Source organism: Erwinia wuhanensis (assembly GCF_030484085.1).
Classification (GTDB): Bacteria; Pseudomonadota; Gammaproteobacteria; order Enterobacterales; family Enterobacteriaceae; genus Erwinia; species Erwinia aeris.
Genome location: NZ_JAUJUH010000004.1, coordinates 296,468 through 318,060, shown reverse-complemented (window position 1 = coordinate 318,060; position 21,593 = coordinate 296,468). Strand labels below are relative to the sequence as shown.

General features: G+C 57.2%; 17 protein-coding genes and 5 tRNA genes. 13 read left to right on the top strand and 9 right to left on the bottom strand.

The genetic code is table 11. The features are described from left to right. Nucleotide 1 precedes the first annotated feature (1 nt). Genes frdD through frdA form a run of 4 tightly spaced genes read right to left on the bottom strand, consistent with a single transcriptional unit; the run spans nt 2 to nt 3,279 of the window. The gene (frdD, locus tag QZH36_RS12080) at nt 2–355 is read right to left on the bottom strand and encodes a fumarate reductase subunit FrdD (protein WP_253455928.1); all 354 of its coding nucleotides are present in this window, start codon (nt 353–355) and stop codon (nt 2–4) included. Further along, nucleotides 355–759: a fumarate reductase subunit FrdC gene (frdC, locus tag QZH36_RS12075; RefSeq protein ID WP_301730314.1), complete on the bottom strand. Its 405-nt coding sequence runs from the start codon at nt 757–759 to the stop codon at nt 355–357. Before frdC ends, frdD begins: the two co-directional genes overlap by 1 nt. Nucleotides 760–770: 11 nt before the next feature. Next, on the bottom strand, nt 771–1,505 hold the full coding sequence (locus tag QZH36_RS12070) for a succinate dehydrogenase/fumarate reductase iron-sulfur subunit (RefSeq protein WP_301730312.1): 735 nt from the start codon (nt 1,503–1,505) through the stop codon (nt 771–773). Further along, a complete protein-coding gene (gene frdA / locus QZH36_RS12065) occupies nt 1,498–3,279 on the bottom strand; it encodes a fumarate reductase (quinol) flavoprotein subunit (protein ID WP_253455921.1) in 1,782 nt (593 codons plus the stop codon). The genes QZH36_RS12070 and frdA overlap by 8 nt, the downstream gene beginning before the upstream one ends. A 262-nt stretch (nt 3,280–3,541) precedes the next feature. On the opposite strand from frdA, the gene epmA reads away from it, so the two are divergent. Then, the gene (epmA, locus tag QZH36_RS12060) at nt 3,542–4,519 is read left to right on the top strand and encodes an elongation factor P--(R)-beta-lysine ligase (RefSeq protein WP_253455919.1); all 978 of its coding nucleotides are present in this window, start codon (nt 3,542–3,544) and stop codon (nt 4,517–4,519) included. 108 nt (nt 4,520–4,627) lie between these two features. Here epmA and mscM read toward each other — a convergent pair whose 3' ends face one another. The 3 genes from mscM to rsgA form a co-directional block, all read right to left on the bottom strand. Next, nucleotides 4,628–7,957 carry a miniconductance mechanosensitive channel MscM gene (mscM, locus tag QZH36_RS12055; RefSeq protein WP_253455916.1) on the bottom strand — a complete coding sequence of 1,110 codons (3,330 nt, stop codon included), beginning with the start codon at nt 7,955–7,957 and terminating at the stop codon, nt 4,628–4,630. A gap of 9 nt (nt 7,958–7,966) precedes the next feature. Continuing rightward, the gene (gene asd / locus QZH36_RS12050) at nt 7,967–8,866 is read right to left on the bottom strand and encodes an archaetidylserine decarboxylase (RefSeq protein WP_253455913.1); all 900 of its coding nucleotides are present in this window, start codon (nt 8,864–8,866) and stop codon (nt 7,967–7,969) included. 87 nt (nt 8,867–8,953) lie between these two features. Beyond that, entirely contained in the window at nt 8,954–10,003 is a 1,050-nt protein-coding gene (gene rsgA, locus QZH36_RS12045) for a small ribosomal subunit biogenesis GTPase RsgA (protein WP_253455910.1), read from the bottom strand. A gap of 91 nt (nt 10,004–10,094) precedes the next feature. Between rsgA and orn the strand changes: the two genes are divergently transcribed. The 5 genes from orn to QZH36_RS12020 all read left to right on the top strand — a co-directional run bounded on the left by orn (nt 10,095) and on the right by QZH36_RS12020 (nt 11,163). Continuing rightward, complete coding sequence (orn, locus tag QZH36_RS12040) at nt 10,095–10,640, top strand: oligoribonuclease (RefSeq protein ID WP_253455908.1); 546 nt, start codon at nt 10,095–10,097, stop codon at nt 10,638–10,640. A 150-nt stretch (nt 10,641–10,790) separates the two neighbouring features. Next, nucleotides 10,791–10,866 (top strand) — tRNA-Gly (locus tag QZH36_RS12035). A 22-nt stretch (nt 10,867–10,888) separates the two neighbouring features. Continuing rightward, nucleotides 10,889–10,964, top strand: a tRNA-Gly gene (locus tag QZH36_RS12030). A gap of 23 nt (nt 10,965–10,987) precedes the next feature. Next, nucleotides 10,988–11,063: transfer RNA gene (locus tag QZH36_RS12025), tRNA-Gly, on the top strand. 24 nt (nt 11,064–11,087) lie between these two features. After that, nucleotides 11,088–11,163 (top strand) — tRNA-Gly (locus tag QZH36_RS12020). Between the two features lie 275 nt (nt 11,164–11,438). Here the strand turns inward: QZH36_RS12020 and QZH36_RS12015 are convergent. After that, entirely contained in the window at nt 11,439–11,903 is a 465-nt protein-coding gene (locus QZH36_RS12015; RefSeq protein ID WP_253455906.1) for a winged helix-turn-helix domain-containing protein, read from the bottom strand. 841 nt (nt 11,904–12,744) lie between these two features. On the opposite strand from QZH36_RS12015, the gene QZH36_RS12010 reads away from it, so the two are divergent. Both QZH36_RS12010 and QZH36_RS12005 read left to right on the top strand, forming a co-directional pair. Beyond that, nucleotides 12,745–12,930, top strand: a complete 186-nt coding sequence (locus tag QZH36_RS12010; protein WP_301730311.1) for a hypothetical protein — start codon at nt 12,745–12,747, stop codon at nt 12,928–12,930. A gap of 533 nt (nt 12,931–13,463) precedes the next feature. Further along, a tRNA-Gly gene (locus tag QZH36_RS12005) sits at nt 13,464–13,539 on the top strand. A gap of 313 nt (nt 13,540–13,852) precedes the next feature. Here the strand turns inward: QZH36_RS12005 and queG are convergent. Continuing rightward, a complete protein-coding gene (gene queG / locus QZH36_RS12000; RefSeq protein ID WP_301730310.1) occupies nt 13,853–14,992 on the bottom strand; it encodes a tRNA epoxyqueuosine(34) reductase QueG in 1,140 nt (379 codons plus the stop codon). Here queG and nnr point away from each other — a divergent pair. Genes nnr through miaA form a run of 5 tightly spaced genes read left to right on the top strand, consistent with a single transcriptional unit; the run spans nt 14,991 to nt 21,506 of the window. After that, the gene (nnr, locus tag QZH36_RS11995) at nt 14,991–16,514 is read left to right on the top strand and encodes a bifunctional ADP-dependent NAD(P)H-hydrate dehydratase/NAD(P)H-hydrate epimerase (protein WP_301252883.1); all 1,524 of its coding nucleotides are present in this window, start codon (nt 14,991–14,993) and stop codon (nt 16,512–16,514) included. The genes queG and nnr overlap by 2 nt on opposite strands. Continuing rightward, on the top strand, nt 16,511–16,978 hold the full coding sequence (gene tsaE / locus QZH36_RS11990; protein WP_253455898.1) for a tRNA (adenosine(37)-N6)-threonylcarbamoyltransferase complex ATPase subunit type 1 TsaE: 468 nt from the start codon (nt 16,511–16,513) through the stop codon (nt 16,976–16,978). The genes nnr and tsaE overlap by 4 nt, the downstream gene beginning before the upstream one ends. After that, nucleotides 16,975–18,606: an N-acetylmuramoyl-L-alanine amidase AmiB gene (gene amiB / locus QZH36_RS11985; RefSeq protein WP_253455896.1), complete on the top strand. Its 1,632-nt coding sequence runs from the start codon at nt 16,975–16,977 to the stop codon at nt 18,604–18,606. Before tsaE ends, amiB begins: the two co-directional genes overlap by 4 nt. A gap of 13 nt (nt 18,607–18,619) precedes the next feature. Next, nucleotides 18,620–20,563, top strand: a complete 1,944-nt coding sequence (mutL, locus tag QZH36_RS11980) for a DNA mismatch repair endonuclease MutL (RefSeq protein ID WP_301730309.1) — start codon at nt 18,620–18,622, stop codon at nt 20,561–20,563. Then, complete coding sequence (miaA, locus tag QZH36_RS11975) at nt 20,556–21,506, top strand: tRNA (adenosine(37)-N6)-dimethylallyltransferase MiaA (protein WP_301730308.1); 951 nt, start codon at nt 20,556–20,558, stop codon at nt 21,504–21,506. Before mutL ends, miaA begins: the two co-directional genes overlap by 8 nt. Nucleotides 21,507–21,593: the final 87 nt, after the last annotated feature.

The window sequence follows — 21,593 nt, the reverse complement described above, 5'->3', positions numbered from 1 at the left end:
ATCAAAGCGTCAGTACGCCAATCGCGGTGACGATGCTTAAAATGGCGGCCAGGCCATAGAAAATCCATTTGCTGGCGGGAAGATGAATTTTCAGGTCGTGCGTCATGTGGTGCAGCCGATGCACCGCGCACCAGAGCGGCAGCACGATAGCCAGAAAAAGGAAGAGGCGGCCCGGCCAGCTTTGCGCAAAGCCAAGGATGCGCTCAAAGCTGAAGGCCGACGGCGCGCCCAGTCCCAGCGGCATCATGATACCCGCCAGCAGCACCACAACGGGCGACACCAGCGCGGCCCACATGCCGCCCGCGCCAAACATGCCCCAGAACAACGGCTCGTCAGAACGGTTTTTATTTTTCATTATCCCTCCCTTACCAGCAGAACAGCGGCCAGCATGGCAAGGCTAATCAGCGCCATCGCCAGCCACAGGCTTTTAACAATCGGCCCGGACGACAGCTTCTTGTCGCCAATAACGATAATCGACGCCTTAGGCGCCAGCTCAAACCAGGTTTTGCTGTGCAGCAGCGCCGCGGCCAGCGCAATCAGGTTCAACAGCAGCAGCATGGGATGCTGTAGAAAATTCACGAAGGCTGCCCAGCTTTCCGCGCCGTGCTTTAGCGCGTACAGCCCGAAAATCAGCTCTACGCTAAACAAGAGCGCCGGAAGCGCCGTGCCTTCGCGCAGCATATAGAAGCGATAGAAACCCGTTTTTCGCCACCAGTCGGCCGTAACCGGGCGGTGATAAGCATTGCGTTTAGAACTCATCTGGCAACTCCTTATTGTGGCCTGAGGCTGGCGATCAGATAGTCTTTGGCGCTTTCCACTTTGCTCTGCTGGATAGCGGCGGCCGGATCGACATGTTTCGGGCAGACCTCCGAGCAGAAGCCAACAAAAGTGCAGGGCCAGACGCCGTTATCGCCGTTCAGCTGCGGCATTCGCGCGCGTTTGCCTTTGTCGCGGCTGTCGAGGTTGTAGCGGTGGGCCAGCGTAATAGCGGCCGGGCCGATAAATTCCGGGTTAAGCCCGAACTGCGGACAGGCGGCGTAGCACAGGCCGCAGTTGATGCAGCCGGCAAACTGGTGGTAGCGCGCCATTTGCGCCGGCGTCTGCCGGTTGGGGCCGTTCTGCGCCTGCGACGAATCGCCGATAATCCAGGGCTTGATTGCCGCCAGGCTCTCGATAAAGCGGCTCATATCCACCACCAGATCGCGCTCGATGGGGAAGTTAGCCAGCGGCTCTACGCGGATCCCCTGCGGATAGTGGCGCAGGAAGGTTTTACAGGCGAGCTTTGGCACGCCGTCCACCATCATGCCGCAGGAGCCGCAGATAGCCATGCGGCATGACCAGCGAAAGGACAGATCGCCGGCCAGGTTGTCTTTGATATATCCCAACGCGTCCAGCAGCGAGGTTTGCTCGTCCCACGGAACCGGGTAGGTGACAAAGTAAGGTGCCTTATCCGTTTCCGGGTTATAGCGTTGGATGGCAATGTTGCAATGCGCCTGGTCAGCCATTTTGCGCCTCCTTATGTTCTGATTCCGCGCCGTAAACGCGTTTCGCCGGCGGCAGCCGGGTAATCACGACGTCGCCCCAGGCGATGGTCGGCGCGCCCTGCGCGTTGAAAAAGCTCAGCGAGTGCTGCAAAAAACGCTCGTCGTCGCGCTCGCGGCAGCCCTCATCCAGACGCTGGTGTGCGCCGCGCGACTCTTTACGCGCGAAAGCCGCGTGCGCCATACATTCCGCCACGTTCAGCCCGTGCTCCAGCTCAATGGCATAGAGCAGTTCGGTGTTGAAGACGCTGGAACTGTCGCGGATGCGCACGCGGCCGAAGCGCGCTTTCAGCTCCGCCAGCTTGTCGATAGTCTGCTGCATCAGTTCCGGCGTGCGGTAGATACCGCAGCCTTCCTCCATCGTCATGCCCATTTCATCACGCAGCGTCGACCAGCGCTCGTCGCCGGGCTGATTAACCAGCGCCTTCAGCCGCTGCTCGCAGTCGCGGGCCTGGGCATCCAGCGCGGCGGTGGCGAAGTTACGATTTTCCAGCGCCCTGACGGCGGCGTTTTCACCGGCCAGACGGCCAAACACCACCAGCTCCGCCAGCGAATTCGATCCCAGCCGGTTAGCGCCGTGCAGGCCTACCGACGAGCATTCGCCCACGGCAAACAGCCCACGAATAGTGGTTTCACAGCTGGCGTCCGTAGCGATACCGCCCATGGTGTAGTGCGCCGTCGGACGGATAGGGATAGGGCTGGTAACGGGATCGACGCCGACGTAGGCTTTGCTCAGCTCGCAGATAAACGGCAGCCGCTCCAGCAGTTTTTTCTCGCCCAGATGGCGCAAATCGAGATGGACGACCTCGCCGCGCGGCGTATGAATGGTGCGGCCTTTCTGCGACTCATGCCAGAAAGCCTGCGACACCTTGTCGCGCGGCCCCAGCTCCATATATTTGTTTTTGGGCTGGCCGAGCGGCGTTTCCGGCCCCATACCGTAATCCTGCAGATAGCGATAGCCGTCTTTATTAACCAGGATGCCGCCCTCGCCGCGACAGCCTTCGGTCATCAGGATACCGGAGCCGGGCAGTCCGGTCGGGTGATACTGCACAAACTCCATGTCCCGCAGCGCCACGCCGTGACGCAGCGCCATTCCCATGCCGTCGCCCGTAACGATGCCGCCGTTGGTGTTATAGCGATAGACGCGCCCCGCGCCGCCGGTTGCCAGCACCACCGATTTCGCCAGAATTTTTATCAGCGCGCCTTCCATCATGTTCATGGCAACCAGCCCGCGCGCCTCGCCGTTATCCACCAGCAGATCGAGAACGAAATGCTCATCGAAGCGAGTAATCTGCGGATATTTCAGCGAGGTCTGAAACAGCGTATGCAGCATATGGAAGCCGGTCTTGTCGGCGGCGAACCAGGTGCGCTCGATTTTCATGCCGCCGAAGCGGCGCACGTTGACCGAGCCATCTTCACGACGGCTCCAGGGGCAGCCCCAGATCTCCAGCTGGGCCATCTCCTGCGGGCAGTGCTGCACGAAGTAGTCCACCACATCCTGTTCGCACAGCCAGTCGCCGCCGGAAACGGTATCCTGAAAATGCAGATCGAAGCTGTCATGCGCCTGCGTGACGGCGGCGGAACCGCCTTCAGCGGCGACGGTATGGCTGCGCATGGGATAGACTTTTGAAACCAGCGCAATGGAAAGCGTGGGGTGGGCCTCCGCAGCGGCGATGGCCGCCCGCAGCCCGGCACCGCCCGCGCCGACAATCACCAGATCGGCAGTAAAAGTTTGCACGATATTCTCCCTGTCAGGCCGTTATAGAAAGGATGAGGGGATACCCTCGGTTAACGGAGACAGCAGTATAAAACCGGCGGTAGCGGGTAAAATTGATATGCTCAGGCAAACAGGTGAAAAAATGACGGCAATAATGTTAAGGGGTTAACGTTTTCCGCAGTGGACGCTGTATCGGGCGCGCGTTTTTTTTACCGGCGCAGGTTTGTTTGTACGAAGCGCCTCGGGTAGACTGCTTCACCCTGATCCCTGAGGAGTACAAACTATGAGCGATACGGCCAGCTGGCAGCCGAGCGCGCCCGTCACCAACTTGTTAAAACGGGCAGCGATAATGGCTGAAATCCGGCGTTTCTTTGCCGATCGTGGGGTGCTGGAAGTGGAAACCCCGGCGATGAGCCAGGCAACCGTAACCGACATCCACCTGTTTCCTTTTCAGACGCGTTTTGTCGGGCCGGGTGCGGCGCAGGGGCTGGATCTCTACCTGATGACCAGCCCGGAATACCATATGAAGCGGCTGCTGGCAGCGGGCAGCGGGCCGATTTTCCAGCTTTGCCGCTGCTTCCGTAATGAGGAAGCGGGACGCCATCACAACCCTGAGTTCACCATGCTGGAGTGGTATCGGCCGCATTACGATATGTACCGGCTGATGAACGAGGTGGACGATCTGCTACAGCAGGTGCTGGAATGCGCGCCTGCGGAAACGCTCTCCTATCAGCAGGCTTTTCTGCGTCATCTGGAGATGGATCCGCTGTCGGCGGATAAAGCGCAAATGCGTGAAGTGGCGGAAAAGCTGGGCGTGGGCGATTTGGCTAACCGCGAGGAAGACCGCGACACGCTGCTGCAGCTGCTGTTTGTCACGGGCGTGGAGCCGCAAATCGGCAAAGAGAAACCGGCGTTTGTGTACCATTTCCCGGCCAGCCAGGCGGCGCTGGCGGAGATCAGCACTGAAGATCACCGCGTGGCGGAACGCTTCGAGGTCTATTTCAAAGGCATTGAGCTGGCCAACGGCTTCCGTGAGCTGACCGACAGCCGCGAGCAGCGCCAGCGTTTTGAGCAGGATAACCGCAAGCGGGCCGCGCTTGGCCTGCCGCAGCAGCCGATTGACACTAATCTGCTGGACGCGCTGGCGCACGGCATGCCGGAATGCTCCGGCGTGGCGCTGGGCGTGGATCGCATTGTGATGCTGGCGCTTAAGGCGTCGCAGCTGAGCGAAGTGATCGCGTTCTCCGTCGACCGCTGTTAAGTCGCCAGAAAAAAGGCCAGGGATTGCGCCCTGGCCTGCGTCTACAGCCCCCCTGATTTAACCGTTCTGGCCTGTATTAACAGCCCGCCTGATTTAGCCGTTCTGCGTCTACAGCCCGCCTGATTTATACGTTCTGGCCGCCGGCACGCCGTTGTTGACCGGCGTTTTGCGCCCGATGGTTTCCATACGCACCTGGAACGGTGGGAAAGGCATCTCCAGCCCGTGCTCGTGATAGCCCTGCAAAATAAGCTGATGCAGCTCGTGGCGCAGCGGCATCCGGTGGCCCATTTCCGCCGCGTGAATGCGCAGCTCAAACAGCTGAATGCCCTGCTGCAAATCCACCAGGAACGCTTCCGGTGGCGGCGTGTCGAGCACGTACTGACAGCGCTGCGCGGCGGTCAGCAGCACGTTGGTTACCTCTTCGCTGTTGGCTTCCGCCGCCGCAGGAATAGTCAGCACCACGCGCGTAACCGAATCGGAGAGCGACCAGTTAATAAACTGCTCGGTAATAAAGGCCTTATTCGGCACGATAATCTCTTTGCGATCCCAGTCGGTGATTGTCGTCGCGCGCGTGTTAATCCGCGTAATGCTGCCGGTCAGATCGCGAATGGTAACGGTATCGCCGATGCGGATCGGCTTTTCAAACAGGATAATCAGGCCGGAAATAAAGTTGGCGAAAATTTCCTGTAATCCAAAGCCCAGCCCCACGCCCAGCGCCGCCACCAGCCATTGCAGCTTCGACCAGTCGATGCCGATCATTGAGAACCCGGCCAGGCCGCCAACCAGAATCAGCGTGTATTTGGTCAGCGTGGTGATGGCATAACCGGTACCGGGCGTCAGATTAAGGTGCTGGAGCAGCGCCAGCTCAAGCAGCGCCGGCATATTACGCACCAGCTGCGTGGTAATAATCAGCACCAGGATCGCAATCAGCACCGAGCCGAGCGTGATCGGCTCCAGGCTTTCCACGCCCTGCACCGTGGTGCTGGCATCCCACAGCCTGATGTTCTCCAGAAAGCCGAACGCCGAATGGATCTCTGACCAAAGCACAATAACCGACACCAGCGCAATCAGCGTCAGGATGGAGCGTACCAGCCGCAGCGACTGGGCGCTGATGGCGTCCAGATCGATAACCGGCTCGTCGACTTCCGTTTCCGTGCTTTGCGTAGCCGTGGTTTCCTCTTCACCTTTGGCGCGCTGGGCCAGTATTTCCGCCCGTCGGTTGCGCGCGCGATCGAAAGCGATGCGGCGACGCTGAATAAGCATCCAGCGGCGAATAATGTGATAGATAATCAGCAGCAGGAACCAGATAGCCAGCGAGGTTTCCACCCTGGCCAGCAGCGCCTGCGCGGTGGCCAGATAGCCGATGCAGGAAGCCAGCGCGGCGATCAGCGGAATGCAGATCATCATGTTCCACAAGATATTGCTGATAAAGTTTTCGCCGTTGCCCTCTTTATCCAGGTAAAGAGGAATGCCCGCGCGTTTCAGGCTGATGGTCACCAGGCTCAACGCGCCGCAGATCAGGATAAAGCAGAGGCGGCCCAGCGTGGCGGAGAAATGGCGCTCGTCCAGGTTATCAAAGCCTATCAGCAGCATAATCAGCGGCACCACAAAGCCGATGCAGAGCGTATAGAAGCGCATCGCGCGCGCCACCCGATTCTGCTGCCAGCGGAAGTGGACGATAAACAATCCCTTAGAGCGGGCAAAGCCCGCGCTGATCATAAAGGCCCACAGCAGCGGCACGGTGGCGGTGATGCCGTCGCCAATCGCCACGGCGACGGGGTAGGGCCAGGCGTGCTGCAAACCGTAGCCCAGCGCCATCCACAGCACCGGCAGCGGCAGCGCCACCAGAATCGACCAGAACACGGTGCGCATGGTCAGCCCAAAGCGATCCTGAGTGACTTTGCCCACCTTACTGGCGGAACGGTCCAGGAAATCACGATAGTGTCGGCGCGAACTCAGGCTGAAGCCTACCAGCAAAACCGCACCGATAATGGGCAGCACGGTTTCCCGGTTGGTAAACATCATCACCAGCGCGCCGCCCAGCTGGCCCAGCGTATTCAGCGACAGCAGATTGCGTAGATCGCGCATCAGCAGCAGCGGGAAGTCGAGATGCAGCGCGCCGACATCCGCCGTCCAGAACAGATAGCGATGCGTCGCCTCTTTGATTTCCCGCAGCGCGTCCTCAAGCTGACCGTTGGCGACTTTAAGCTTGGTCACTTCCAGGATCAGGTTGTCGCTGCCGGAAAGCAGCGAGCCAATCAGCTCGCGCTGGGTTTTCAGCTGGGCGTCGAGGATGCGGCGCTGCTCGCTGGTTAGCGGCGTGCCGTCATCCTGGCGGAGCTGACGCAGCTGCTGCTGGCGCTCCAGCAGATCTTCATAGCGCAGCCGCTGGACGCGCAGCTGGGCCATATCGTTATCCAGCTGCTGCGGTTTGGGCATTTCCGGCAGGCGAGCCACCTGCGCGCGCAGGGCTTCACCCAGCACCGTGGAGACGCCGAGCCACTGCGACTGCTCGCGGATAGTGCTCAGCGCCTGGCGAACCTGAATAGTTTGATTAACGGCGGTACGCTGCTGCGAGGCGACCAGATCCATGCGCTGCGCCTGTTCATTCAGCGCGGCGGACAGCTCCCGGTTAATACGGAACTGTTCGCTGAGTCTTTGCGGCAGCTCGCCGCTGTTTTCCGCCAGCTGTTCCGTTTTTTCCAGCGCGATTTCGGCTTCGCGCTGACGGCGGCTGTTCAGCTGATTGCGCAGCGCCTGCAGATACGCATCCAGCTGGGTGGCTTTACGCTGGTGAAGCTCGCCGCGCATCCGCGCCAGCTCCTGACGGTTGTTGGCCGACAGCTGCGCCAGCTCCAGCTCATCGACGCGGGCTTTGCGCGCTGCCGACTCTGCCTGGCGTGCGGAGAGCTGCGCCTGAGCGAGCGGCGTGGTGGGGGTGGGCTGAGCCTGAAGGCGCCGTTCAATCTCATTCAGCGCGCGTCGGGCGTCGGTTTGCTGCTGCGGCAGCTGGGCCAGAGAGTCGCTGATTTCCCTGGCGCGATCCTGCTCCTGCTGCGCCTGGCGGCCTTCTTCCAGCAGCTGGCTGCTGATCTGCAGGATCTCCTGATCCAGCTCCGCCGCCGTCATGGTAGCGCTCACCGTTTTGCTGCTGTCGCCCAGCACGACCAGCTGCTGGCGTAATTCGCGGGAAAGGCGGGGAAAATCGTCAATAACCTGCTGATAGTCGCTGGCGTTGGCCTGCGACTTTTGTTGGTCATCGATCCAGTTTAGCGCTGACTGAAGCGCATCCACGATTTCCGCCTGATTGGGCGTGTCCTGACTGGACTTCGCCTCTTCCAGGGCCTGTTTAATCTGCGCAGCGTCGGGGGCGCTGGCGGCCCAGGCGGGCTGGAGCAGCGTCCAGCCCACGAAAAGAATAACTATCAGGCGTAACATACGTCTCTGCTATGGGTGATGTAAGACTTCTTCAGCACTGGTTTTTTGCAGCGCGATAGCCAGCGGCTGGCCCAGACGCGTGGTGGTTTCCGGCGTCAGGCTTTCCGCCAGTTTCACTTTACCTTCGGCGAACAGGTTGATAACGGTCGATCCCAGCTTAAAGCGGCCCATTTCCTGGCCTTTCAGCAGCACTACCGATCCCTCTTCCTCCGCGCCCGGCCAGCGCCAGCGTTTGATCACGCCTTCGCGCGGCGGCGTTACCGTGCCCGCCCAGACGGTTTCGATGCTGCCGACGATAGTGGCACCGACCAGAATCTGCGCCATCGGGCCGAACTCGGTATCAAACAGGCAGATAACGCGTTCGTTACGGGCAAACAGGTTAGGGATATTTTGCGCCGTCAAAGGGTTCACGGAGTAAAGATCGCCCGGCACGTAGATCATCTCACGCAGGATGCCGTTGCACGGCATATGCACGCGGTGATAGTCGCGCGGCGCCAGGTAAGTGGTGACAAACTCGCCGTTGCGGAACATATCGGTCATCGCGACGTCGCCCGCCAGCAGCGCTTCCAGGGTATAGGTATGGCCCTTCGCCTGGAAGATGCGATCCTCGTCGATATGGCCCAGCTGGCTGATTGCGCCATCGCATGGCAGCACCAGTAGATTAGGATCGGTTTCAATCGGGCGAGCCTCGTCACGCAGCGGACGCACGAAGAAATCGTTAAAGGTCCGGTAGCTGGCGGTATCGGGCTTCTGCGCCTCTTTCATATCAACTTTGTAGAACCAGACAAAAATATCGATAACGGCTTTAGTCAGCCAGCCGGCGCGCTTGCCTGCGCCCCAACCGGCCAGTTCAGTAAGGCCTTTTTTCGGCAAAACAGCATTCAGGCCGAGCTTCAGACGATCCAACACAATAGCCTCCTGGCTTTCTGAAATAATTAAGGGTGCGGATTGTAACAGCGTCCGTGCATTCAGGCTACGACGCCCGCCGCGCGGATCTCAGTCGCTGTTTTCAGAAAAACTGCGTCGCGTTTTTAGCTGCATATCCGACATGCTGTCCAGAATTCGGTGGTAGTTGGCAAAACGCGACTCGTCGATATCGCCGCGTTCTACCGCTTCGCGGATAGCGCAGCCCGGATCGGTGTCATGTTTGCAATCACGGAATTTGCAGTGACCTAAAAACTCACGGAATTCGACAAATCCGCGGGTGATTTGTTCCGGCTCCAGATGCCATAAACCGAATTCGCGCACGCCCGGCGAGTCGATAACGTCACCGCCGTTAGGGAAGTGGTAAAGACGGGCTGCGGTAGTGGTGTGCTGACCAAGACCGGAGACGTCGGAAACGTCGTTGGTGAGGATCTCTGCCGCAGAGTCCAGCCCCAGCAGCGCATTAAGCAGGCTGGATTTCCCTACGCCCGACTGGCCGGCGAAAATGCTGACGCGATCAACCAGCGCGGCTTCCAGTTCGCTCAGGCCCTGCTTGCGATGGCTGGAGACCATCACGACGCGATAGCCGATGTTGCGGTAAATAGTCATCTGCTCCTGCACAAAGGCCATGCCTTCGTCATCCAGCAGATCCGTTTTATTCAGCACCAGCAGCGGCTCGATATCCAGCGTTTCGCTGGCCACCAGATAGCGGTCGATAATATTCAGCGACAGCTCCGGCAGAATAGCCGAGACGATAACGATCTGATTGATATTGGCGGCAATCGGCTTTACGCCGTCGTAGAAGTCAGGACGGGTCAGTACCGAGGTGCGCTCGTGCACCGCTTCCACAATGCCTTTGGCGCTCTGCACGCCGGGCCGCCAGAGTACGCGGTCGCCGGTCACCAGCGAACGAAGGGTGCGGCGAATATTACAGCGGTGGACGCTGCCGTCCGCATCTTCCACGTCGGCGTGCATCCCGAAACGACTGATCACCACGCCGTCGCGCGCTTCACCAAACAGGCTATCATCCGGCTCCGGCTTGTCGGCGCGCTGCTTCAGACGGCGCTCATGGTTGGCACTGACGCGACGTTGCTGACCTTTAGACAGTTTGTTCTTGCTCACGCTTCCTCACAGGCTTAGCTTCGCCCTGACAGGGCAAAACGTTTATGATACACCCTAACGTTTGATGATATAAGCCACGGCGAGAAACCCTATGACAGTAAATGCCAGTAATCTGATCTGGATTGACCTTGAAATGACCGGCCTGGACCCGGAACAGGATCGTATTATCGAAATCGCCACGCTGGTGACCGATTCCGATCTGAATATCCTTGCGGAAGGACCGGTGTTCGCCGTCCATCAGTCCGATGCGCAGCTGGCGCTGATGGATGAGTGGAACGTGAACACCCATACCAACAGCGGGCTGGTGGAGCGAGTGAAAGCGAGTCAGTACGACGATCGCGCCGCCGAGCAGGCGACGCTGGCGTTCCTGAAAAAGTGGGTGCCGGAGAACAGTTCCCCAATCTGCGGCAACAGCATCGCTCAGGATCGTCGCTTCCTGTTTAAATATATGCCGGAGCTGGAGGCCTACTTCCACTATCGCTATCTGGACGTCAGCACGCTGAAAGAGCTGGCGCGCCGTTGGAAGCCGGAAATCCTTGCCGGTTTTAAAAAGCAAGGCACGCACCAGGCGATGGATGATATTCGGGAGTCGGTTGCCGAGCTGGCCTGGTACCGCGAGCATTTTATCCAACTCTAGGAGCGAAGCGCTGACAAAATTAGCGTTATGCTGGTTTTGTCAGCAATCAGGCGGCAAAGCGAAAAAAAGTGGCGTTGCAGGCTTGCGGCGATTCTCATTTCTCGTATAATGCGCTCCCCGTACAGGAAGAGTTTTTACCTGATACGCAGAGCGGGAATAGCTCAGTTGGTAGAGCACGACCTTGCCAAGGTCGGGGTCGCGAGTTCGAGTCTCGTTTCCCGCTCCAAACGTTTTACAGCACCACCCAAGCGGGAATAGCTCAGTTGGTAGAGCACGACCTTGCCAAGGTCGGGGTCGCGAGTTCGAGTCTCGTTTCCCGCTCCAAACGTTTTACTGCACCACCCCAAGCGGGAATAGCTCAGTTGGTAGAGCACGACCTTGCCAAGGTCGGGGTCGCGAGTTCGAGTCTCGTTTCCCGCTCCAAAACGTTTTACTGCACCACCCCAAGCGGGAATAGCTCAGTTGGTAGAGCACGACCTTGCCAAGGTCGGGGTCGCGAGTTCGAGTCTCGTTTCCCGCTCCAGTATTATCCTCCCAAAATGCTTTTTGTAACCTATCCTGATGTCAGTAGTTATCCCATTTTCCCTCTGTTTCTGATTTCACAATCTTATAAACTTACCTGCTTTTGAGACCCAGCCTGGCCGTTTCTGTTGAGTAACAGATGGCGCAGCACTTCCTTTATTTACGCCTCCTCGCAGCGTAATAACAACGAATACAGGGACTGGCTACGTCACGGAACCCTTCCCTGCCTGATGCGTTATGCTGAACCCGCTTGTAACAGGACGTCGCTACAGCGGATTAGCGGAAACGAGCAATGGAAGTCAGCATTTTTTTTGGATAAGCGCTAAAAATTTTTCTACAAAACCCTTTCAGACCTTGCTGCTGGAGCATCGTATCCGCTATGGCACCGATCGCTTTTTCCTCAATGGGAACCTTGTCGCTGATACTCCATCCCCGACGCGGGTGAGTCTGAATAATATTTTCCGTCAGTCCGGCATCCTGTAGCTGCTTTCTTAATTTTGAAATAGTCTGATAAAGCGTATTCGGGGTGACAATTTTCCCATGATTTTCCCAGCCCGCCGCATACAGGGAATGATGAGAGACCATTTCCCCGCTTTGGCAAATCAGCAAATGCAAACAGCGCGAAGCGGTAACGTAAGTGACGTGCTCTTTTCCCGTTTTGCACGAGATAAGCTTATTCTGCTGAGGAACAAAATGGATCTGATTGTTAATGCAATAAACAATAGAATCTTTATTATCCATGGTGCTTATCGTCCTTAATAAGTGGCATATCCTGAAGATATTGTTATGTGTTTTTAATAACCAGCCACAGGCGCATGGCTGAGCCTGAAATTTTTTTGCCTCGTCAGGCGCGCGCGTCTGTTTTACTGTTAATTAATGTAATTTTTTAAAAATAAAGTCGACGGCGCTGGGATGCTTTAACACCTTTTAATTATCAATTCTTACCGTAAACACCAGAACGCGTATCTTTGTCAATGCTTTTATCCTTTGCAATAACAAAGAAATGTCATAAGTAAGTGTGCGGCCAACTTCCCCTGTATTCAATCTTTTTTTTACTGGTCGGATGAATCACTTTAGCCGTAAATTAAATAGCCGGGTAAATTATATATGATGAAGATATTAATAACTTTTAACATAGCCTGGTGTCAGGCTGGAAAAAGTGAGATCCAGCGTATCTGCTTGTATGGGAACATAAAAAAGGCAGGCAGGGGGCCACAAATGTAACCGAGGGCAGGTAATAGTTGGACGACCCTTAATTAAGACAGGAGAAAATAACAGGCTAAGCGAAAAATAAAAGGAATCAGATATAATTGGCTAATATTTAATGATTTTTTAAGGAAGAACGGGATGGTTAGCGAGGTAATGAATTGTTTTTTTAGAAGTTTCAGACTGCTCACAATCCGATGGTTTACTTTATTCAGATGATAACGTGATGATCGGGCAAACATTAGCCTTGAGTGTTTAACTATAAAGCAACATTTTAATGGGTTTTGCGGTTAATGGTTCATAACCTCTCTGCTTGTGCTGAGAATGTTGACATTAATTTTAGGGGGGCGGCTTACTTTCGTTCAGGATATGCCTGTTGCCGTTAAAATGGAAAAGGGAAACATCAGCCGGCCTTGCGCTCAGTACTCAGCATGGGCAGCCTGCGGTTCCTGTAACACGCAGAGAGTACGAAGGAGAAATTGCTGGCATGGGCTATAAAGGCATTTCAGCGGATAACTGTCATCAAACCCTTCCTGATAATATTTTTTATAAAGAGTTTTAAAGTAATAAAATTAATGGAGGCGTCACTGCTGGAAATACGGATAAGAACAGGTTATCGAAGGTTATCTATGAGAGGTGCTAATGACCAGCTGTGGAGCAGGTCAGGATAATGGCGAGGGCTGCCCCTAAACAGCAGGCTTTGTTAAATCAGCTAACGGTTCGCCTGTTCAGGATGACCGGTAGGATTTAAGAGCAGGCAGCAGCCCGGCAGGGAACGCCAACAAGGGAAACGAGCCGAAGTGATGAAACAACATAGTAAGAAGGGGAAGGGCCTCTCCATGAGGTATAAACGCGCAGCCCGAGGGTTTACTCTGCATTCGAGGAGCGTTTATCACCCTGTCTGTCAGCCTACGCATAGATGCGTAGCAAGGCGACGATCGCCAGCAACAATTAGCCGCAGACAGCAGAAAAAAGCTTGTTTTTGCTCAATGATACGTTCATAATCGCACCCGTTCGACCATAAGAGAATAACAATTCTTTTAAAATCAACAAGTTAACAATTTTAACGCGGTTAACTCTTAGTATTATCTCTTTGCGGGAATAGCTCAGTTGGTAGAGCACGACCTTGCCAAGGTCGGGGTCGCGAGTTCGAGTCTCGTTTCCCGCTCCAGAACATTCATCATTATCATTTCTGATCGAGTTATCCACAGCCCTTTAGCGGCTGGGTTTCGCTTTTTTCAGCCTGTACAGAATAACCTTCAACAGAGTTATCCACAGGTTGCGATCTACCCCTGCCTGCTATTCAGGAATAAAAGACGTTACGCGCATTTTTTATCTTTTTGATTTATAAAGAAAAATTAATATTTCAAAATGTTATAGAGATCGCTTGCGCTTTCTGTGGCAGTTGAATGACAACGGCTTTTTATTTTTATGCACAGCGTGTGGAAAAGTGGCTTAACGACGCAGGCAGCCTACGTGGTTATTTATGCGTCGCGCGGCAATCCTTTTTCTATGACGCGCACCAGCCGCTTTTGCTGGCCGCTCTGCACCTCAATCGCGTTTTCCGCTCGCCTTGCCAGCTGACGGGTCAGCGCCCAGGTAATATGCTCGTCCAGCATCGGATTTTCTCCCTGACGGTTTTGTAAGGCCGCCACGTTTTCCTCTGACCAGGGCGCATTGCCCAGCGCTACCGCGACGTTGCGCAACCAGCGAAGATGACCGATACGTCTGATCGCCGATCCTTCCGTCACGCGTAAAAAGGTCGCCTCGTCCCAGGCAAACAGGTCGGTTAAGGGCGGCGCATGAAGCACGGCGCGCGGGCTGAAATCATCCTCATCCGTTAGCTGACCGTAGCGATTCCAGGGGCAGATTAGCTGACAGTCGTCACAACCGTAAATGCGATTGCCGATAAGCGGCCGGAACTCTTCCGGAATGGCGCCTTCCAGTTCAATGGTCAGATAGGAGATACAGCGCCTGGCATCCACGACGTAAGGCTCGACTATCGCGCCGGTCGGGCAGGTGGTCAGGCAGGCGACGCAGCGGCCGCACTGCTCCTGCTGCGGTGAATCGACCGGTAAAGGCAGGTTGATCAGCAGTTCGCCAAGAAAAAACCACGAGCCGGCTTCCCGGTTCAGGATCAGAGAATGCTTGCCCGTCCAGCCCAGCCCCGCTTTGGCCGCCAGCGGTCTTTCCAGCACCGGGGCCGAGTCGACAAAAGGCCGAAACTCAGCCTCTTCGCAGCGCTCACGGATACGATCGCCGAGCTTTTTCAGGCGATTGCGCAATACTTTGTGGTAATCACGTCCCAGCGCATAGCGGCTAACGTAGCCAAGCTGCGGATTTTTTAGGGTGCTGGCGAACGCCGCCTTAGCGGGCAGATAATTCATGCGCACGCTGATAACCCGCAGCGTGCCGGGCTGTAGCTCATGAGGGCGGGCGCGCATCATACCGTGACGCGCCATCCAGTCCATTTCGCCATGATATTGCTTGTCTAACCAGGCCTGCAGGCGCGGCTCTTCCAGACTAAGATCGGTATCGCAGATACCGACCTGCTGAAAGCCGAGTTCCAGCCCCCACTGTTTAATTTCCAGGGCGAATTGAGAAAGATCGAGAGGATGCGACATGACTAACCTGAACCAGCTAAATAACCCGACCAGTTTACCCTATTCTGTCTGGCCTGTAGAGGCGATTGCGCAACTTGAGCGCGAGGGCGCGGACGCATTGGGGATCACGCTGTTTGAGCTGATGCAGCGGGCGGGCGAAGCGACATTCCGCCACGTTCAGGCCCTGTACCCGGAGAAGAAACGCTGGCTGATCCTGTGCGGCCACGGCAATAACGGCGGCGACGGTTTTATTGCGGCTCGCCTGGCGCTATCGGCAGGGAAGGAGGTGACGGTCATTGCCTGCGAAGGATCGAAGGCGCTGCCGGAAGAAGCGACACAGGCGCGCGACGCGTGGCTGGCGGCAGGCGGGGAAATCCATGCGGCGGACACGCCCTGGCCTGAACAAAGCGATATTATTATCGATGCGCTACTGGGCACCGGGCTGAACCGCGCCCCTGGCGACCAATACGCCCGGCTGATTGAGAAAGCGAATGCGGCCAGCGCGCCGGTATTTGCCGTAGATATACCCTCCGGGTTAGTGGCTGCTAACGGGACCACTCCCGGCGCAGTTATTAACGCCGCCCATACGCTAACGTTTATCGCGCTTAAGCCGGGTCTGCTGACCGGTAAAGCACGGGATTGCGTCGGTCAGCTACATTTCCATGCCCTTGGGCTGGATGCCTGGCTGGCAGGGCAAACTGCACCGATGGCGCGCTACGATGCTTCCGTGCTGACGCGCTGGCTGCCGCCGCGTAAGCCCACTTCTCATAAGGGCGACCATGGCAAGCTGGTGATAATCGGTGGCGATCAGGGAACGGCTGGCGCCATCCGGATGACGGGCGAAGCCGCGTTGCGCGCCGGAGCAGGCTTAGTGCGAGTACTTACTCACAAAGATAATGTCTCACCGCTGTTAACGGCGCGGCCCGAGCTAATGGTACAGACGCTAAGCGATCGGGCGCTTGATGAGGCGCTGGAATGGGCCGACGTCATTGTGATTGGCCCGGGGCTGGGGCAGCGTGACTGGGGTAAAGATGCCCTGGAAAAAGTAAAAAAATCGTCTAAACCGATGCTTTGGGATGCTGACGCGCTTAACCTGCTGGCAATCGCTGGCGATAAACGTCAAAATCGAGTCATTACGCCGCATCCGGGCGAAGCGGCCCGTCTGCTTAATGTAAAAACCAGCGAAATAGAGAGTGACCGCTTACTTGCCGCTCGCAGCCTGGCTAAACGCTACGGCGGCGTGGTGGTCCTGAAAGGGGCCGGCACGCTGATTGCCAGCGAAGCGGGCGAGATGGCGATTGCCGATGTCGGTAACGCCGGTATGGCGACCGGCGGCATGGGCGACGTGCTTTCCGGCATTATCGGCAGTTTGTCAGGCCAGAAGCTCTCGCTGTATGAGGCGGCCTGCGCGGGCTGCGTGGCCCACGGCGCCGCGGCGGAAGCCGTATCGCAACGTCTGGGCACGCGCGGGATGCTGGCGACCGATCTGTTTTCCGAGCTGTACCTGTTTGTTAACCCAGAGATCCTGAACAGAAAAGAATGAAGACCGCTATCGCATTGTCCGACGAGGCTGCCACTCTCGCACTGGGAGCCAGCCTGGCCCGCGCCTGTCACAGCGCGGCAACACTCTATTTGTATGGCGATTTGGGCGCGGGGAAAACCACGTTCAGTCGCGGTTTCTTACAGGCGCTGGGCCACCAGGGCAACGTGAAAAGCCCGACCTATACGCTGGTAGAGCCTTACGTTCTGCCGGATCGTCGCATTTATCATTTCGACCTCTACCGGCTGGCCGACCCTGAAGAGCTGGAATTCATGGGGATCCGCGACTATTTCGGCGGCGACAGCCTTTGCCTGGTCGAATGGCCGCAGCAGGGCGCGGGCTTTCTTCCGCCGCCGGATATTGAACTGCGTCTCAGTTATCAGGGCGAAGCCCGTCAGGCAGAGCTTGAGGCCTGCTCGGCAGAGGGCGAGGCGATCCTGGCCCGCATGGAGAAAGACGGACAATGATCAAGCTGGGACTGCTGCTGGCTGCTTTACTGAGTACGTTTTCCACTCTGGCCGCTAATTTATCGGATATACAGGTTTCAAACGGCAACGACAGGGCCTCGATCACGCTGAGCTTCGGCGGTCAACCGGTGTATGGCTTCTTTCCGCTGCACAATCCGGAACGCGTGGTGCTGGATATTCGCCAGAGCGGCGTGATCAAAGGCCTGCCGTTGACGTTCAGCGGCGATAATATGGTGAAGCGTATTCGCGCCAGCACGCCAAAGGATAAACAGAGCATCCGGCTGGTGTTCGAGCTGACGCAGCCGGGAAAAACGCGCGCCGTGACCCAGCGTAACGGCAGCACCTATAACGTGGTTTTCACCATCAACGGCACGCGTCCGGCACAGCGATCTGCCGCCGTCAGCAGCGTTTCGCGGCCCGTTCCGGCAGACAATCCGTTTAAGGGCAACGCCGTTACGGCGGTCAGCAACGGCAACGAAGTCGCGGTGCCGGGCAGAACGGTGCGTGCCGTTGACGAAGCTATTATCGTGGCGATAGATGCCGGACACGGCGGCCAGGATCCGGGTGCTATCGGCGCGAACGGGCTGAAAGAGAAAAATGTGACTATCGCCATAGCGCGCAAATTAAAAGCGTTGCTGAATGCCGATCCTATGTTTAAAGGCGTGATGACCCGCGACGGCGACTATTTTATCTCCGTGATGGGCCGCTCGGACGTGGCGCGCAAGCAGAACGCTAATCTGCTGGTGTCTGTCCATGCCGATGCCGCGCCGAACCGTAGCGCGTCCGGCGCGTCCGTCTGGGTACTCTCTAACCGCCGCGCCAACAGCGAAATGGCGGGATGGCTGGAGCAGCACGAGAAACAGTCGGAGCTGCTGGGCGGCGCGGGCGATCTATTGGCTAACAGCCAGGCCGATCCCTATCTCAGCCAGGCGGTGCTCGATTTGCAGTTCGGCCACTCGCAGCGCGTTGGCTATGACGTAGCGGTTAAGGTTATCGCCCAGCTACAGCGCGTTGGCTCGCTGCACAAACGACGCCCGGAACACGCCAGCCTGGGGGTATTACGCTCGCCGGATATCCCTTCGCTGCTGGTGGAAACCGGCTTTATCAGTAACCCTTCGGAGGAGCGACTGCTCGGCAGTAGCGCTTACCAGCAGAAGATTGCCGAGTCGATTTATAAAGGCCTGCGCAACTACTTCCTGGCGCACCCGCTGCAATCCATCCCAAAGGAGGAAAACCGACCGTTGCAGTCCGCAACGGCGGTTGATGTTCAGCCTAATCCCGCCCCGGTCAGCACGCGCTATGCCGGTGCGGTAACGCGCCACGTGGTGAAAAGAGGCGAGACGCTTTCCGGGATTGCCGACCACTACGGCGTCAGCATGGCGATGCTGCGTTCGATGAATACGTTGAAGAAGGATGTCGTTTGGGTCGGCCAGCGGCTGAAAGTGCCGGCTTCCGGCGCGCAGAGCGTGAGCGCCAGCCGGCCGCAGCGGCATAAAGTGGTGCGCGGTGACTCGCTGACCGCCATTGCCGCACACTATGGCGTCAGCCCGAAAGCGATACAGCAGGCGAATAATATGAAATCGCAAAATGTTATGCTGGGGCAGACGTTAACTATTCCAACCTCGTAAACAAGGATCTTTTATGCCGATTCAGGTACTGCCGCCACAGCTTGCCAACCAGATTGCCGCAGGTGAAGTGGTAGAGCGTCCGGCGTCGGTGGTGAAAGAACTGGTCGAAAACAGCCTGGACGCTGGCGCGACAAGAATAGATATCGAGATCGATAAAGGCGGCGCCAAACTGATCCGCATCCGCGATAACGGCTGCGGCATCAGCAAAGCCGAGCTGGCGATGGCGCTGGCCCGCCACGCCACCAGTAAAATCACCACGCTTGACGATCTGGAAGCCATTATGAGCCTCGGCTTTCGGGGCGAAGCGCTGGCCAGTATCAGTTCCGTTTCGCGCCTGACGCTGACCTCGCGTACGGCTGAACAGGCGGAAGCCTGGCAGGCCTACGCGGAAGGGCGAGAGATGGACGTGACCATCAAGCCTGCGGCGCATCCGGTCGGCACCACGCTTGAAGTGCTGGACCTCTTCTATAATACGCCCGCCCGCCGGAAATTTATGCGCACGGAGAAAACCGAATTCACCCATATCGACGAGGTGATCCGGCGTATTGCGCTGGCAAGGTTCGACGTGGCGTTTTCGCTGACCCATAACGGCAAGCTTATCCGCCAGTATCGCGCCGTCAGCGACAGCAAGCAGCGTGAACGCCGCCTGGGCGCAATCTGCGGAACTGCTTTTCTCAGCCATGCGCTGGCTATCGAATGGCAGCACGGCGATCTCATGCTACAGGGTTGGGTCGCAGATCCGATCGGCGCTCGCGCCGTTACCGATCTGCAATATTGCTATGTTAACGGCCGCATGATGCGCGATCGCCTGATCAATCATGCTATCCGCCAGGCCTATCAGGATAAGCTGGGCGACCATCAGCCTGCCTATGTGCTTTACCTGACCATCGATCCGCATCAGGTAGATGTCAACGTGCATCCTGCCAAGCATGAAGTGCGTTTCCATCAGTCGCGGCTGGTGCATGACTTTATCTATCAGGGCGTGATCAGCGTGCTGCAGGAAGCCGGTGCGGAGACGCTGCCGGGCGTGACGGCTCAAGCGCCGACCGAGCGCTGGCAGCCAGAGAACCGACAGGCGGCGGGCGGCAACCATTTTTCCGCGCCTGCACCGGCCAGAAACGCTGGCAGTAACGGTGGAGGTAATGGCGGCGGCAACGGCGGAAGTAATGGTGAAGGTAATGCTGGCGGCCACGGCGGAAGTAACGGCGGAGGCAACAGCGGCGGGAAAGCCGCGGCAGGCTGGCAACATCAGGAGCCGGGCTACCAGAAAAAAGAGGGCGCGCTCTATCGCCAGCTGCTGCAAACGCCTGAATTGCCCGCCGCGCGCGAGGCGTCGTCGCGTCCGGTTGAGCCAAAAAGCGCACGCGCGCAGCCTGAACCCGAGCCAACGCTCAGCGGTCACAGCGAAAGCTTTGGCCGCGTGCTGACCGTGCTGCATAACGACTTTGCGCTGGTGGAATCTCGCGAGCGCCTGGCTCTGATTTCGCTGCCGGTGGCGGAGCGCTGGCTGAAGCAGGCGCAGCTGGAGCCTGGCGAAGAAGGGTTAAAACCGCAGCCGCTGCTGATCCCGGTCAGGATAAAAATGGCGAAGCCGGAGCGCGAAGCTGCCAGTCGTTTAGCGTCGTTATTGCAGCAAATGGGCATAGAGCTGGAAGCGGACGGGCAGCACATCACGCTGCGCGCCGTACCTTTACCATTGCGCCAACAAAATTTACAAATCTTGATTCCAGAACTGTTAGGCTACCTTGCTCAACAGCCGGAAATTGCGGTCAGGCAGGTGGCGCAATGGTTAGCGCGGCACGCTGTGACCGAGCGTCCGCACTGGAATCACTCGCAGGCGATTGCGCTGCTGGCAGAGGTCGAAAGACTTTGCCCGCAGCTGATTAAATCGCCGCCATCCGGACTACTACAGTATGTTGATACTGAACTGGCGATGAATGCCCTGAAGCATGAGTGACTTATCTACGGCTGGCCGGCCTAAGGCTATATTTTTGATGGGGCCTACGGCCTCCGGCAAGACGGCGCTGGCGATAGCCTTGCGCCAGCAGCTGCCGGTTGAGCTGATTAGCGTCGATTCCGCCCTGATTTATCGCGGTATGGATATCGGCACCGCCAAGCCCTCGGCAGAGGAGCTGCGGCTGGCGCCCCATCGTTTACTGGATATTCGCGATCCCGCTGAAACGTACTCGGCGGCGGAGTTCCGCCGCGATGCGCTGGCGGAAATGGCAGAGATTACCCGAAGCGGGCGTATCCCGCTGCTTGTTGGTGGTACCATGCTCTACTACAAGGCGCTGCTGGAAGGATTATCGCCGTTGCCCCCGGCCGATCCTGAAGTACGCCAGCGTATAGAGCAAAGGGCGAGTGAAGAGGGATGGGAAGCGCTTCACCGTCAGTTATGTGAAATAGATCCCATTGCTGGAAATCGTATTCATCCGAATGATCCCCAGAGACTCTCGCGAGCACTGGAAGTTTTTTTTATTTCAGGTAAAACTTTAACAGAACTGACGAAAACCGCAGGTGAAGCGTTGCCGTACGAGGTGGTGCAGTTTGCCATCGCTCCTCGTGAGCGGGAAACCATCCATCAGCGTATCGCGCTGCGTTTTCAGCAAATGTTAGCGTCAGGATTTGAAGCGGAGGCTCGGGCACTTTTTGCACGAGGTGATTTGCATACGGACATGCCTTCCATTCGTTGTGTGGGTTATCGCCAGATGTGGTCATTTTTGCAGGGCGAGATCGATTACGATGAAATGGTTTATCGGGGAATTTGCGCAACACGGCAATTAGCCAAGCGCCAGATAACCTGGCTGCGCGGCTGGAAGGATGTTCACTGGCTGGATAGCGAACAACCTGAGGCGGCGCTGGCAGAGGTATTACAGGTTCTTAGTGCGAAGGCTGGGTGATTGTGTACAATTGGTGCGTTATCGTGCGCAAATTTTTACGCAGTATTTCAGAGCGCAAGCTCTTAAGTAGTAAACAACAAGCATATA